This is a genomic window from Amycolatopsis dendrobii, assembly GCF_014145675.1.
In the GTDB taxonomy this organism is placed as follows: Bacteria; Actinomycetota; Actinomycetes; order Mycobacteriales; family Pseudonocardiaceae; genus Amycolatopsis; species Amycolatopsis dendrobii.
Genome location: NZ_JACGZW010000007.1, coordinates 50,476 through 64,027, shown reverse-complemented (window position 1 = coordinate 64,027; position 13,552 = coordinate 50,476). Strand labels below are relative to the sequence as shown.

Annotated in this window: 12 protein-coding genes; 9 read left to right on the top strand and 3 right to left on the bottom strand. The window is 68.8% G+C overall.

The features are described 5' to 3' along the window. Positions 1-44: 44 nt before the first annotated feature. Positions 45-902 carry an N-acetylmuramoyl-L-alanine amidase gene (locus H4281_RS21020; protein ID WP_237597536.1) on the bottom strand — a complete coding sequence of 286 codons (858 nt, stop codon included), beginning with the start codon at positions 900-902 and terminating at the stop codon, positions 45-47. A gap of 103 nt (positions 903-1,005) precedes the next feature. On the opposite strand from H4281_RS21020, the gene H4281_RS21015 reads away from it, so the two are divergent. The 4 genes from H4281_RS21015 to H4281_RS21000 all read left to right on the top strand — a co-directional run bounded on the left by H4281_RS21015 (position 1,006) and on the right by H4281_RS21000 (position 6,145). Beyond that, positions 1,006-1,362, top strand: a complete 357-nt coding sequence (locus H4281_RS21015; protein ID WP_067577153.1) for a YbaB/EbfC family nucleoid-associated protein — start codon at positions 1,006-1,008, stop codon at positions 1,360-1,362. A 3-nt stretch (positions 1,363-1,365) separates the two neighbouring features. Next, the gene (gene recR, locus H4281_RS21010) at positions 1,366-1,962 is read left to right on the top strand and encodes a recombination mediator RecR (RefSeq protein WP_182892661.1); all 597 of its coding nucleotides are present in this window, start codon (positions 1,366-1,368) and stop codon (positions 1,960-1,962) included. 201 nt (positions 1,963-2,163) lie between these two features. Beyond that, entirely contained in the window at positions 2,164-5,679 is a 3,516-nt protein-coding gene (locus H4281_RS21005; RefSeq protein ID WP_182892660.1) for a hypothetical protein, read from the top strand. A gap of 10 nt (positions 5,680-5,689) precedes the next feature. After that, a complete protein-coding gene (locus H4281_RS21000) occupies positions 5,690-6,145 on the top strand; it encodes a hypothetical protein (RefSeq protein ID WP_182892659.1) in 456 nt (151 codons plus the stop codon). A 51-nt stretch (positions 6,146-6,196) separates the two neighbouring features. On the opposite strand, the gene H4281_RS20995 is transcribed toward H4281_RS21000, so the two are convergent. Together H4281_RS20995 and H4281_RS20990 are read right to left on the bottom strand one after the other, a co-directional pair. Next, entirely contained in the window at positions 6,197-6,682 is a 486-nt protein-coding gene (locus H4281_RS20995) for a hypothetical protein (protein ID WP_182892658.1), read from the bottom strand. Between the two features lie 130 nt (positions 6,683-6,812). Then, positions 6,813-7,910, bottom strand: a complete 1,098-nt coding sequence (locus H4281_RS20990) for a UDP-N-acetylglucosamine 2-epimerase (RefSeq protein ID WP_182892657.1) — start codon at positions 7,908-7,910, stop codon at positions 6,813-6,815. Positions 7,911-7,996: 86 nt separating this feature from the next. On the opposite strand from H4281_RS20990, the gene H4281_RS20985 reads away from it, so the two are divergent. The 5 genes from H4281_RS20985 (at position 7,997) to H4281_RS20965 (ending at position 13,545) form a co-directional block, all read left to right on the top strand. Continuing rightward, positions 7,997-9,016 (top strand): glycosyltransferase family 2 protein, encoded by a 1,020-nt coding sequence (locus H4281_RS20985; protein ID WP_182892656.1) that lies wholly within the window; start codon positions 7,997-7,999, stop codon positions 9,014-9,016. Continuing rightward, positions 9,013-10,296 (top strand): polysaccharide biosynthesis protein, encoded by a 1,284-nt coding sequence (locus H4281_RS20980; protein ID WP_182892655.1) that lies wholly within the window; start codon positions 9,013-9,015, stop codon positions 10,294-10,296. Before H4281_RS20985 ends, H4281_RS20980 begins: the two co-directional genes overlap by 4 nt. A gap of 83 nt (positions 10,297-10,379) precedes the next feature. Further along, the gene (locus H4281_RS20975; protein ID WP_182892654.1) at positions 10,380-12,335 is read left to right on the top strand and encodes a DUF6541 family protein; all 1,956 of its coding nucleotides are present in this window, start codon (positions 10,380-10,382) and stop codon (positions 12,333-12,335) included. Positions 12,336-12,341: 6 nt separating this feature from the next. Continuing rightward, a complete protein-coding gene (locus tag H4281_RS20970; RefSeq protein WP_182892653.1) occupies positions 12,342-13,097 on the top strand; it encodes a glycosyltransferase family 2 protein in 756 nt (251 codons plus the stop codon). A 10-nt stretch (positions 13,098-13,107) separates the two neighbouring features. Continuing rightward, positions 13,108-13,545 (top strand): DUF2304 domain-containing protein, encoded by a 438-nt coding sequence (locus tag H4281_RS20965; RefSeq protein ID WP_182892652.1) that lies wholly within the window; start codon positions 13,108-13,110, stop codon positions 13,543-13,545. Positions 13,546-13,552 lie beyond the last annotated feature (7 nt).

Below are 13,552 nucleotides of genomic sequence, written 5' to 3'. Positions count from 1 at the left end.
TGTCCGGTGTTCTGTCCGTTCAGTAGCCCTTTCGGCTCCCTGCGTCAGGCACCGGCCAGGTACGCCTCGATCGCCTTCGCGATGGCCTGCGCGTAGTGCGCCCGGCCCGAGGCGGACGACATCTGCCCAGCCTCGTCGGCGTTGCGCATGTTGCCGCACTCGACGAGCACCGCGGGCCGGGTCGACAAGTTGAGGCCGCCCAGATCATTCCGCGGCGAAAGACCCGCCGAGCCGATGTAAGTAGAGGTGGCGAAGCCGTCGTCGCGGATTCCGTCGCGCATCGTGCGTGCCAGCTTCAGAGACGGTTCGCCCTGCGCCGCGTTCAACGGCGGTGCGGAGTACGCGACGTGGAAGCCGTGCGCGGTCGGCGAAGTAGAGCCGTCGGCGTGGATCGAGACCACTGCGTCAGCGTTCGCGTCGTTGCCGATCTTCGCGCGCTCGTCGACGCACGGGCCGACGCCGGAGTCGTTCTGCCGGGTGTAGACGACCTTGATTCCCTTGGCCGCCAACGCATTCCCGACCTCCTGCGCGACCGCGAAGGTGAAGGCGTGCTCCGGGTACCCGGCGTTGGTCGACGTGCCGGTGGTGTTGCACGGCTTCGTCTGCCCGCGTCCGGCGGGCACCTTCCGGTTGATCTCGCCGGGGTGCGAGGCGTTGCCGCCGTTGTGGCCGGGATCGAGCACCACGACCTTGCCCGAGCCGACCGGCGGCACCGCGGACGTCGAGGGCGGACTCGAAGACGAGGACGGCGCCGGCGGCGGGCTCGAAGACGACGGGCTCGGGGCCGCTGAGCTCGGCGGCGACGTCGGCGCAGCGGCCGGTGAGGGAGGCGTCTCGCCGCCGCCGGAACACGCTGTGAGCAGCAGCAAGCCGGTCAGCAGCGGGAGTGTCTTCGCTCGCACGCGACAACGGTGCCACAGCACACGCGTGCCGCAGGGACGGACGCGCCGGGCGCGCGGCTAGGCTGGGGAGGAACACCCAAACGCGGAAGGACCGAGTGCGATCATGGTGCAACCCGGCGGCGGCGGCTTCGACCTGTCGCAGATCATGCAGCAGGCCCAGCAGATGCAGCAGAAGCTGGTGGAGGCCCAGGAGGAACTCGCCAACACCGAGGTCACCGGCACCGCGGGCGGCGGACTGGTCACCGCGACGGTGTCCGGCGACAGCCAGCTGAAGAGCCTCGTCATCGACCCGAAGGTGGTCGACCCCGACGACGTCGAAACCCTGGCCGACCTGGTAGTCGCCGCGGTGCGCGACGCGTCGGCGAGCGCGCAGAAGCTCACCGAGCAGAAACTGGGCCCGCTGGCCGGCGGCCTCGGCGGCGGCATGCCGGACCTCGGCAGCCTCGGCTTCGGCGGCTGACACTTGTACGAAGGTGTCGTCCAAGACCTGATCGACGAACTGGGCCGCTTGCCCGGCGTCGGTCCGAAGAGTGCCCAGCGCATCGCGTTCCACCTGCTGGCCGCCGACCCCGCGGACATCGCGCGGCTGCAGGACGTGCTGGGCAAGGTCAAGGAAGGCGTGCAGTTCTGCGAGATCTGCGGCAACGTCTCGGAACAGCAAACGTGCCGGATCTGCCGCGACGAACGCCGCGACCTCACGGTGATCTGCGTGGTCGAGGAGCCGAAGGACGTGCTGGCGGTCGAGCGGACCCGCGAGTTCAAGGGCCGCTACCACGTCCTCGGCGGCGCACTGGACCCGCTGTCCGGCATCGGCCCGGAACAGTTGCGGATGCGGGAACTGCTGAAGCGCATCGGCGAGGCGGACGTCCGGGAGATCATCATCGCGACAGACCCGAACACCGAGGGCGAGGCGACGGCCACGTACCTGGTGCGCATGCTGCGCGACTTCCCGGGGCTGTCGGTGACACGGCTGGCGTCGGGGTTGCCGATGGGCGGGGACCTGGAGTTCGCGGACGAGCTGACCTTGGGACGTGCGTTGTCCGGGCGGCGCGCGCTCTGAGGGCGGTTGCGGCATCCGGCTGCGTCGCATCGGGTGACAGGTCATTGACCTGTTGATCACCATCCCTTTACTGTCTGGTTTGTCTACGCGCGCCACTCAGGGGGGAAGCCCGCGATGAAGCTCAGAGCTGTGTTCAGACGCACGACAACACATTTGAGGAACGCGACGATCGTCGCGTTCCTTTTTTGTGTTCTGGCTGGATTGCTGACCACTCCTGCGGTTGCCGAGCCGGCGACGGCCGACGAAGGAGACCCGACTCCGGTTCTCACTGACCGGAACAAGGTCGTCGAAGCCTGGCGTAACGGCGGTCCTGGGGTGCGAGAGGCGGCCGAGGCCGCGCTCACCGGCACCGATGCCGCGGTCCGGCAGTTCCTCGACCAAGGTTTCGCCGACTACCGCGTGCAGGATGACCGGGTACAGGTGGCCCAGTTGCTGGCCACCGCGGGCCCGGCGGTGAAGACAGCGGCGCAGGCGGCCTTGTCCGGACCGCCGGAGAAGATGCGGGAATTCCTTTCCACCGGGGTGCAAGCACCGTGGGAGCAGGACACTCGCGTGCGCGTCGCGGAGGCGCTCGCTGTCGGTGGCCCCGGGGTGAAGGAAGCCGCGCAGGCCGCGTTGAGCGGTACTGTCGCGGACCTCGCCCGGTTTGTGTTGACCGGCCGGGACATCGCGCAGGAGCAGGACGAGCGAGTCGAGGTCGCGCACCTGCTTGCGACGGGCGGGCCGGCGGTCAAGCACGCGGCTCAAATCGCGCTGTCCGGTACGCGGGAAGAGAAGAAAGACTTCCTGGAGACGGGCCAGTTCGCCGCTCGCGAACGGGACAACGAGGTCGCGACCGTAGCCAGCCTCGCCGCGGCGGCGAAGGAAGCGGGCGATCGCGCCGCGATGGAAACGAAGCTGGCGAAGGAAGCCTCGGATCGCGCTGTCCAGGCTGCCGAACTAGCACGTAAGGCCGCCGAGACCGCGGCCGCGGAAACCGAGGCGGCGAAAGACGACTCCGCGAAAGCCGCTTCCGCGGCCGGCCGAGCGGCCGATGCAGCGACGCGAGCCGCGGCGGCGGCCCGGGAAGCGATCGGAGCGGCCAATGAAGCGACGAGGGCTGCCCGGGTAGCCGCCGCGGCAGCGCAACGAGCAGCTGTCGCAGCGGTTCTCGCCGGACAAGCGGCTGGTACCGCGCAGCGTGCGGCGGCCGATGCGCGGATCGACGCGGGCCACGCGGACGACGCCCGCAAAGCGGCTATCGGGGCCCGGCAGGCAGCGGTCAGCGCTCGGCTAGCCGCCGACGCCGCGCGGGCAGTCGGCGACGCGGCGCGAGCCGCCGGTGCCGCAGTGTCGGCAGCGAGTTCCGCCGCGTCGAACGCGCAAAAGGCAGGCGACGCGGCAGCGGCTGCCGCCGGCCAGTCCGCCGCGGCCGGTGTGCAGGCTGAGCGCGCGAAACGAGCTGCCGCCGACGCGAAGCGCGCGGCGGGCCGTGCGACTCGTGCGGCCAATGCGGCTGGTGCCTTGGCCGCCGAGGCCGCCTCTGCCGCGCAGGAAGCACAGGCCTCCGCGAACAGCGCTGCCCAGCATGCCGACGCCGCGGCGTCGGCAGCTGACGAAGCGGCCTTGCACGCGGGCGAAGCCGACAAGGCGGCAACCGAATCCGAAGCCCACGCCAAGGCCGCGAAGCTGGCCGCGGACGCGGCGTCCGCGGCAGCCGCACAGGCGAGCCGGACGCAGGAAAAGGCACGGCAGGCGGAAGCCGAGCGGCTGGCGACGGAAACCGAGGAAGCGGTCGAACTCGCGCAGGCGCTGCGTGCCGCGGCCGAAGCAGTTCCGGCGGAAACCCCTTGGGACATCCCGGAAATCGACCGGATGGATGCCGAGGCCAAACGACTGCTGGCCGAAGCGTCCGCACCCGGTGCGCCGCATGAGACCGTAGTCGCGGACGGCCGGAAGATCGCCGTCAAGCAGCTCACCGCCGCGGGGCCGATCACCCGGTCGCGCGCTGAATCAGTGCTCGGCGGCACTGACGACGACGTCGTCGCCTATGTGGCCGGTGGCCTCACCGCCGCGGCCGAGCAGGACGACCGAGCCCGTGTCGGGTACCTGACCAAGAACGAGAACACCGCACTGGCACAGGCCGCGACAGCTGCGTTGAACGGAACCGGTGCCCAGGTAACGGAATTTCTGCGCTACCAGCCTTACGAAGGCCGGGAACACGACGAGCGCGTCGCTATCGCGCAACTGCTCACGACCGGTGGTTCGGCCACGCGCGAAGCCGCGCAGGCCGCGCTCAACGGGACCGCGGCTGACCGACGCGATTTCCTTCGTACTGGCCAGTTCGCCGCTGCGGTAAAGGACGATCGCATCGCCGTCGCGCAGGCGCTGGCGAACGGCAGCCCTGAGGTCAAGGCGGCGGCGCAGATCGCGCTGTCCGGCCCGGACGAGGCATTGCGCGAGTTCATGCAGGTCGGCCAGGCGCAGGCACAGCGCCGTGATCAGGACACCGCGACGCACGTTTCGGTGGTCCAGCGGTATGTGTCCGAGGCTGCGGCTTCTGCCGCATCGGCACAGGAAGCCGCCGCGAAGGCCGGAGAGGCCGCAGCCAACGCACGGAAGGCATCCGACGCGGCAGCCGGATACGCCGCAGCCGCGCGCAAGTCAGCTGATGATGCGAAGACGTACGCGGCGCAGGCCAAGAAGTCGGCGGAGGACGCGCAGGCTTCAGCGGAGCGGGCCGCGCAGTCGGCTAAACAGGCACGCGACGCGGCTGCGACAGCGCAGCAAGCCGCAGCCAGCGCGGCGGCGTCCGCGGCCAAAGCCGCGCATTCCGCTGCTGTGGCGCGGGCCATGGCAGCACGTGCCGCTGACGCGGCGGCAAAGGCTCGGCAAGCAGCCGCGGACGCCGGAAAGAGCGCCCGGGAAGCAGCGGACGCGGCCGCCGAGGCTGCTGAGGCGTTTCTGCGTACGCACAACAACGAGCAGACGAACGGCGAACCCCAGAGGTACCGTGCCGCGCAGTTCGAGAACGGCGTGATGGTCCTGTTCACCGACGGGACCTGCCTGGTCAACGGGTACGTCCTGCCGTTCAAGGACTACGGCCTCTCCGCGTGCGAAGCAGTCGGCCGCAACTTCGACCGGTGGCTCACCGAACACGCCGACGAGTACGGAAACGCTTCGGCCGCGGGTGGCGACCTGGCCGACCTGCTGCTTCGCGAGTACTGCGACAAGGGCGGGGAGTGCAGCGCCGCACTGCGCGAGCAGTTGAAGTCCCTCGAGGGCTACCTGATGATCCCGCAGGAAATGGGCATCGGGAAGCCATTCTCGAAGATGCTGCAGCGGATGCTCAAGCTCAAGGCGGCCGGGGAGGTCGCGAACAAGCTCAAGCTTCTTCCCGGAAGATCCGCGGGCATCCTGACCAACTGGACGAGCAAGACGATCAATATCGGCGGGGACAGCGCGCTGCTGACGAGGGAACGGATGGCGCACATCCTCGAACGGCACCACCCAAAGTACTGGGACGGCAGTTTCGCGAAGGACCAATCGTTCTTCGACGCACGGACGACGATCCAGGACATCGAGGACGCCCTTCGCCAGGTGATCAACCAGAACCAGGCCAAGATCATCCAGAACGGCGGCACCATGGCGAATACGGAAATCGAGGGGATCGTCAACGGCGTGACCTACAAGGGTGCGGTCCGCGGCGGCCGGGTCGTCCAGTTCTTCCCGAAGTAGGATCGTCGGAATGAACGGGGTAGAGCGGGTCCGGACGGTTCTCTGGGTGGAACCGGTGTTCGTGGACATCCGGGAGTGCACGGAACTTCCGCGCGTGCGGTATGCGGACGACCTCAGCGGCGTGATCATGCTGACGGTGTCGCAGGTGCCCGTGATCGACGAGGATTTGGTCACGGACATCGAATCGCTGTGGGGTTCCGTCGGCAATCTGGTCGACGGCTATCGGAAGAACGGGCGCGCGGAGTCTTCCTTTCCGGATCAACCGGTGGACATCGCGCTCGAGCCGGTGCCGCGAGGTCTGCTGCGAATCACGGTGAGCGGCAAAGATTGGAAGCGCACTTCGGTGGCAGGAGAGAAAGAACTGCTGTCGGCGCTCGTCGCGGGCGGGGTGGAGTTCTACGAAAAGATGACCGAGCTGACGGCGCGGGGTTTTGGCGCGGAGATGCGAAAACTGACTGGGGAGTGAACGCTGCGTTCCGGCGGCGCATCGACATCGGTGCGCCGCCGGAACCCGGAATCAGGCCGGTCCGGAATTCAGCTCCACCAGTGAGGACGGGTTCTTGTCCGGATCGGTCGGCTCGCCGACCGAATTCCATTGATTCTTCTCGATCTTGACCTGCTTGGTCTGGCCGTTGGTCGTCATCGTCGCGGTCATCGCGTGGTTGTCGCCCCAGATCAGGTAAACCTTGGCCAGGTCGAGGCTCAGGTATCCCTTGTCCGCGGTGATCCGGAAACAGAATGACTTTGTGCTGGTGCGGCTCCAGATCTCGACTCGGCTTCCGGGCGCCGCGCAGTCGGTGAACAAAATGTGTCCGTCGCCCTTGAGCAGGCGAATTCCATGCTCCGCAAAAATCTGGTCTGCGCCCGGGTAGTCGTAGTATTCGACGATGGGCGGCGGTCCGTCGTCGGCGAACGCGGCGGTACCGGTTCCGGTCAAGGCAAGTGCGGCGACTGCGGTGACGGCGAAGGATCTTCTCAGTGTCTGCATCGAGGTACTCCCCATGGTTTATCCCAAAAGTGCGGAATATGCCTACCATGGTGCGGGAAACCCCGTCCACGAAAAGTGGGCAAGGCGTAGGAAAACGCGTGCTGGTTAGCGCGTTCAGCCCAGTGCGGGAGCCTTGGCAGCCCGGTCAGCAATAACCCAGCTGCGCCAGCGAGTTCACCACGATGTCCGACGGATGGTACTTGTCCGTCCAGGACACCCCGCGGCGATTCTGGTACGTGGCAAGGAACTCCCGCAGCCGGTCGCCGCGCATCTCGGTCAGGACGACGTTCTCGCCGATTCCCACGTGCCGTTCGGTGCGGGCCCGGTGGACCGCGCACGGCACGCCCAGGTAGCCGCATTCCTCCTGCAGCCCACCGGAATCCGTGACAACGTACTCGGCTCGCGCGACCAGCGGCAGGAACTTCAGGTACCGCATCTTCGGCTGTGCGATGAACTTGCCGTCGAACAGGCTGTCCAAGCCCAGCGCGCGGATCTTCTCCCGCTCCGGCGCGCCGGCCAGGTAGAGCACCGGCATCGTGCGGCTTTGCGCACGCAGGATTTCCAGTGCCTCGCGGTACTTGTCCGCCCGCGACACCAGTTCGAACCGGTGCAGCGTCGCCAGGCCGAACTTCTCCGGCAGGTTCGGCACGTCGAGCGGCTGATCGACGACCTGGCGCATCGAGTCGATCGCCGTGTTCGCTTCGGTGTTCACCACGACACCGCGGGCGCCCCGCAGGTTGTGCACTTCGCGCTCGCTCGGCGAGAAGTGGATGTCCACGAACTTCCCGGCGATCTTGCGGTTCAGCTCCTCCGGCAGCGGCGACAGGATGCTGCCCGACCGCGTGCCCGCCTCGATGTGCCCGACGCGGGCCTTCAGGATCTTCTTGCCGATCAACGCCCCGTACGGCGTGGTGAACGTGTCGCCGTGCACGAGCACGAGCGGCGGGCGGCCGTCCGCGGTCAGTTGGGCGCGGAGTTCGGCGCGGCGGCTCCACGCCGTGCGCATGACCTGCGCGGCCCAGCCGGGCACTTGCGCCGGGGATTCGAGGTCGCGCGCCTGTGCGCGAGGCACGAACCACAAGTCGGGTTCCGGCAGTCGCAGATCGGACAGGACGTCGGCGACCTCGTCCACGTGCTGTGCGGTGAACCAGAGCTTCGGTGTCGCTCCGCGCTCGGCGATGCGGTGGAAGACCGGCGCGATCTTGATCAGTTCCGCGGTGGTGCCGGCGACGAAGGAGATCACCGAGGACGCCCAATCAACAGAGGGTTAGCGACGGCGGCAAGGATACTGGGCATTCGCGCCGGTCAGGCGCAGGGTAGCCTCGCCGCGTGAGTGCTCACCCGCTCGTTCCGTCGCTCAGCGTCGTGATCCCGGTCTGCAACGAACAGGACTGGATCGAACGCAGCGTGGGCGCGCTGATCGCCTCCGCGGCGGCGGCCCGGTGGCCGGTCGAGGTGCTCGTCGTGGACGACGGGAGCACCGACGGCACGCCCGAACGGCTCGCCCGGCTGCAGGAGAAGCACGGCATCACGGTGCTGACCCAGCCCAACGGCGGCCGGTTCGAGGCTCGCCGGGCCGGGATGGCGAAGGCCTCCGGCGACTGGCTGCTGCTGCTCGACAGCCGGGTCATCGTCGACCCGGGCAGCCTCGCGTTCCTGCGCGAGCAACTCGTCGAACACCCGGAGCGCGCGGTCTGGAACGGCCACATCCACGTCGCCTCCGAGCACAACCCCTACGCGGGCTTCATGTCCGGCCTCGTCGCCATCGGCTGGCGGCGGTACTTCGCGGACCCGAAGCTGACGTCGTTCGGCATCGAGGAGTTCGACGGCTACCCCAAGGGCACCACGTTCTTCTGCGCGCGCCGCGACCTGCTGGAGGGCTCGGCGGCCGCGTTCGCCTCGCTGTTCGACGACGTCCGGCTCGCCAGCGACGACACCCGGATGCTGCGCTGGATCGCCGAACGATCGCGGATTTTTCTGGCCCCGCAGTTCTCCGCGATCTACCACGGGCGTGATTCCTTCACAAAGTTCTACGCTCAGTCATTCTTTCGGGGGACAACCTATGTTGATTCCTACCTAAATTCACCCGGTCCAGCGAGAAACGCGTTATTTTGTTCGCTCGCTGTAGGCGCGATGGGTGCCGGACTGGCGGTGAAAAAGCCGAAGACAACGGCCGCGCTCGGCGTGGCTGGAAGCGTCGCGGCCGCCGCTGTGGTGAAGAAGTGCGGGGCCACCAACGCCGAGGCGCGCGCGGTCGGCACCCTGCTGCCGGTCTTCGCGGTCGGCTTCGGCTCGGGGGTGTTTCGCGGGCTCTACCTCGCGTTACGCGCACGGCTGCGGCGTCGATGAGCGTGACCGGAGTCGTCCGCGACACCCACCGCACCGCAGGAAAACTCGGCGGTTCGCTGATCGCGTCGATCGTCCTCGGCTACGTCCTCACCGTCGCTTGTGCGCGGCTTCTCCCACCCGACCAGTACGCCACGTTCGTCACTTTCTGGGGCCTGCTGATGGGCCTCGGCAGCGCTCTTTCCCCGCTTGAGCAGGAACTTTCCCGGCAGTCCGCGGTCGCGGCGCTCACCGGCGGCCTCGCCGGCCGGGGTGCGCTCCGGGCCGTGGCCACCGCCGCCGCGGTGGCCGCCGTGTTCGGGTTAGCGCTGTTCGTCCCGCCGGTCAACGACCGGCTTTTCCCTGGATCCGGGGAACTCGCCCTGGTCGTGCTGGCCGGCGGCGTCGCGTTCGCCTGCCAGTTCGGCATCCGCGGATTGCTGATCGGACAGCACCAGGTGAAGCATTTCGCCTGGCTGGTGGTGGCCGAACCGGCGGTTCGTGCCCTGGTCCTGGGCCTGCTGGTCATCGCGACGGCCTACCAGCTGGTGCCGTTGGCGCTGGCAGTCGCGGCGGGTTCGTTCGCCTGGCTGCTGTTCGTCCGCCAGGGCTGGCGGCTGCTCGACGTCCGCGCCGAGGGCGACGGCTGGCCGGTGACTGTCCGCCGGATGCTGATGCTGCTGCTCGGCGCCGCGCTCACCGCGAGCGTCATCACCGGATATCCCGCGCTGGTCGGCCTGCTCGCCCCGGGCGGCGACCGCGACCGGCTCGGTGCGGTCTTCGCCGCGCTGGTCATCGCGCGGTTGCCGTTGACGCTGGTAGGGCCGGTGCAATCGCTTGCGGTGCCGTTCGTCGTACGGCTTTCCGCGAGCGAGGCCGGACGGCACCGGCTGCGGCGCGTGCTGCTGCTCGGCACCTCCGCCTCGCTCGCGCTGGCCGCGTTCGGCGCGCTGGTCGGCCTGCTGCTCGGCCCGTGGGCAGTGGGGTTCGTCTACGGCGCCGGCTACCAGGTGGACGGCTGGGCGGTAGCCGGGCTCGTCTGGTCCTCGGTGCTGCTGGTGCCCATGCAGTTGCTCACCGCCGTGCTCGTCGCGCGCGCCCAGGCCAGGCGCGTGTTGATCACCTGGACGGTGGTCGCGGCCACGGCTTCGGTGCTGCTGTTGGCCGTGCCCGGAGACACCGTGTTTCGTGCAGTCGTCGCACTCGCCGCCGCGCCAATGACCGGCCTCGCGGTTGTGCTCGCATTCGTTCTCGTCAATTCGTCGGCGAGGGCAATGCGCGACTCCGATGAAACGGCGGAATAGCGCCGCAGTAGTGTGACTTGGCAGCCTCCGGCATCGGTGTGCGGCGAAGGCAAAATGGTGCTCACGGTTGGAACGCGAATCCGATGAACGTTCTTCTGGTGCTGCTCGCATTCTGGGTGCCCGGGCTCGTCTTCGGGGCTGCCGTCCGGCTGCGCGGATGGACGCTCGCCGCCACCGCGCCTCTGCTCACCTTCGGAGTCGTCGCGCTCGGCGTCCCGGTGCTCGGCGGGCTCGGCATCCGCTGGACGATGCTCGCCGTCGCGCTCTGGACGCTGGTGCTCGCGATCGCCGGCTTCGGGCTGGCGTTCGCCGTGCGCCGCCTTCGCGCACGCCGCCATCCGGACTGGACGGTCGAGGAGCTTCCGAAGCTCCCGCTGCGCGACCACGTCGTGATGGCGGCGGGCGTCGCCGCGGGCCTCGCCGTGGGCGCGGTCGCTTTCCTGCGTGGCACCAACGGGATCAACTCCGTCCAGCAGGGCTGGGACGCGCCATTCCACGGCAACCTCATCCGCTGGATCGCCGAACACGGCGACGCCCGGCCGTCCACCGTGGGCACGATCGCGAACCTGCCCAACCAGACCGACTACTTCTACCCGGACACCTACCACGCGCTGCTCTCGCTGGTGTTCGGCAAGGCCGGGCTCACCATGATGCCCACGCTGAATCTGGCCGCGCTGGCGGTGATCTTCACCGTGCCGGTCGGCGTCGCGGCACTGTGCCGGGTGTGGGGGATGCCCGCGCTGGGCGCCGCCGCGGCCGCCGCGGTCACCACGTGGTTCAGCGCGTTCCCGTACGACTCGCTGTGGCGTGGTCCGCTGTGGCCGTACGTCGCGGGCGCCGCGCTGATCCCGGCGATGCTCGTGCTCGCGCGGTACCTGCTGAAGCCGGACGGCGTGGCGGGCCCGGTCGCGCTCGGAGTCGGCGTCGCCGGACTGTGCGGCCTGCACACCAGTCTCGTATTCGTGCTCGGCGTGTACTTCCTGCTCATCCTGCTCGCGGTGCTGCTGCGCTACGAGAAGATCGAATGGCGGCGCAGCGCGCCTTCGCTGATCGCGACCGTCGGGCTGGCGATCGTGCTCGGCGTGCCTCTCGTGCTGCCGTCGCTGTACAACGCCAGTGGCGTGACGAGCGCACACTGGCCGTCGGAGGCGACCGTCGCCGGGGGCCTCGGCGAGACGCTGACCTTCTCCCCGATGTCGGAGTTCCCGCAGTGGTGGGTCGGCGTTCCCGCGTTCATCGGCATCGTGTTGATGGTGCGGCACCGGCGGATGCTGTGGCTGGTCGGCGCGTACGTCGTGTTCGGCGGCCTGTTCATGGTCACCGTGTCGCTCGATTCGAACCTCGTGCGGGCGGTCACGAGCGTCTTCTACAACGACCACTGGCGGATCGCCGCGCTCGTGCCGCTCGCCGGCGCGGTGGCCTTCGGCGAGTTCACGAACACTTTCGTCGCCTGGCTGGTGCGCAAGGCGCAGCCGCGGGTGAAGCTCAAGCCGGTCGTGCTCACCGGCGTTGCCGTGCTGCTGCTGGCTGTGGTGCTCGGTGGGCTGAGCGGAGGCGGCTACATCGGACGCAACGCGGTGCGGTTGGCAGCCAGGTACCAGGACGGGCCCACGGTGTCCACAGCGGAGGAAGCCGCGTACGACTGGCTCGCGCAGCACACAGTGCCCGGCGAACGCGTGATGAACAACAAGGCCGACGGTTCGGCGTGGATGTACGCGCTGTCCGGCGTGACGCCGGTCGAGTGGAGCTTCTACGGAGCCGGTCCGGGCACGACGGCCGCGTACCTCAGCGACCAAGTAGACCAGGTCGGCACGTCGCCGCGAGTCCGCAGGGACCTCACCGACCTGCACGTGCGCTATGTCATCCAGGGCAAGGGACTGGCCACCGTCACCGCGATCCAGTCGGCGGGCGTCGCCCGGATCGCCGAGGGCCCGATGTTCCACGTCGTCTTCCGCAATTCCGACGCGACGATTTACGAGATCGCGGGACAGTCCGGCGTCGCCGCCGCACCCGCGCCGAGCACTTCGCACGGGGAGTGAGCGCTCATGGCTGACTTGTCCGGCACGCTCGTGAACACCCGCCGCGTGCTCATCGTGATCCCGGCCTTCAACGAGCAGGACAGCGTCTCGGCAGTGCTCGCCCAGATCAAGCGGTCGCTGCCGGGCATGGACGTGCTGGTCGTCGACGACGGTTCGCTCGACCGCACCGCCGAACTCGCCCGCGAGGCGGGAGCCAGGGTGGTCCGGCTGTCGGTGAACCTCGGCGTGGGCGGCGCGATGCGCACCGGGTTCCGTTACGCCGTCTCGCGCGGCTACGACGCGGTGGTCCAGGTCGACGCCGACGGACAGCACGATCCGGCTGAGGTCGGCGCGCTGCTGCGACTGCTCGACGAGGGGGCCGACCTCGCGATCGGCTCCCGGTTCGCGGGCAAGGGCTCGTACCGGGCGGTCGGTCCGCGCAAGTGCGCGATGGCCGTCCTGTCGCTGGTGTTCAGCAAGCTGGCCGGGACCAGGCTCAGCGACGTCACGTCCGGGTTCAAGGCGATGGGGCCGCGCGCGATCCGGCTGTTCGCCGCCAGCTATCCGGCCGAATACCTCGGCGACACGATCGAGGCGCTCGTGCTGGCGATCCGGGCGAAGCTCACGATCGCGGAAACCCCGGTCCTGATGCGGGAGCGGGCGGGCGGCACACCGAGCCAATCGCCGGTGAAATCCGCCGTGTACCTGGGTCGCGCGGGGCTGGCGCTGCTGCTGGCGCTGGTCCGCCGCCGTCCGTCCGTCGATTCTTCCGACGCCGCGTAAGGAGGCCACCATGGCAGGCTGGCGCGTACTGAGCATCGTCATCGCTTGTCTCGTGCTGTTCGTCGTCATCGAGATGATGCGGCGGCGCAAGCTGCGCGAGAAGTACGCTGGCATCTGGCTCGTGGTGGCCATCGGCGTCGTGATCCTCGCGGTGGTGCCGGCGGTGGCGAACTTCGTGGCGCACCTGACGGGCGTGGAGACCCCGTCGAACTTCGTCTTCTTCCTGTCCGGAGTGGTCCTCGCGATGGTTTCGCTGCAGCTTTCGACCGAGGTCGGGCACCTGGAGGAAGAGGTGCGGACCTCGGTCGAGGAGACCGCGTTGCTGCGCTGCGAACTGGAAGACACCCAGCGCGCCCTCGAAGCACGCATCGCCGAACTGGAGAAGCGCACGACCGCGCCGGACACTGTGGACGGCCTGCCCGAAGCGAGGCCGGCACGCGTTCCCTGATCTCCGC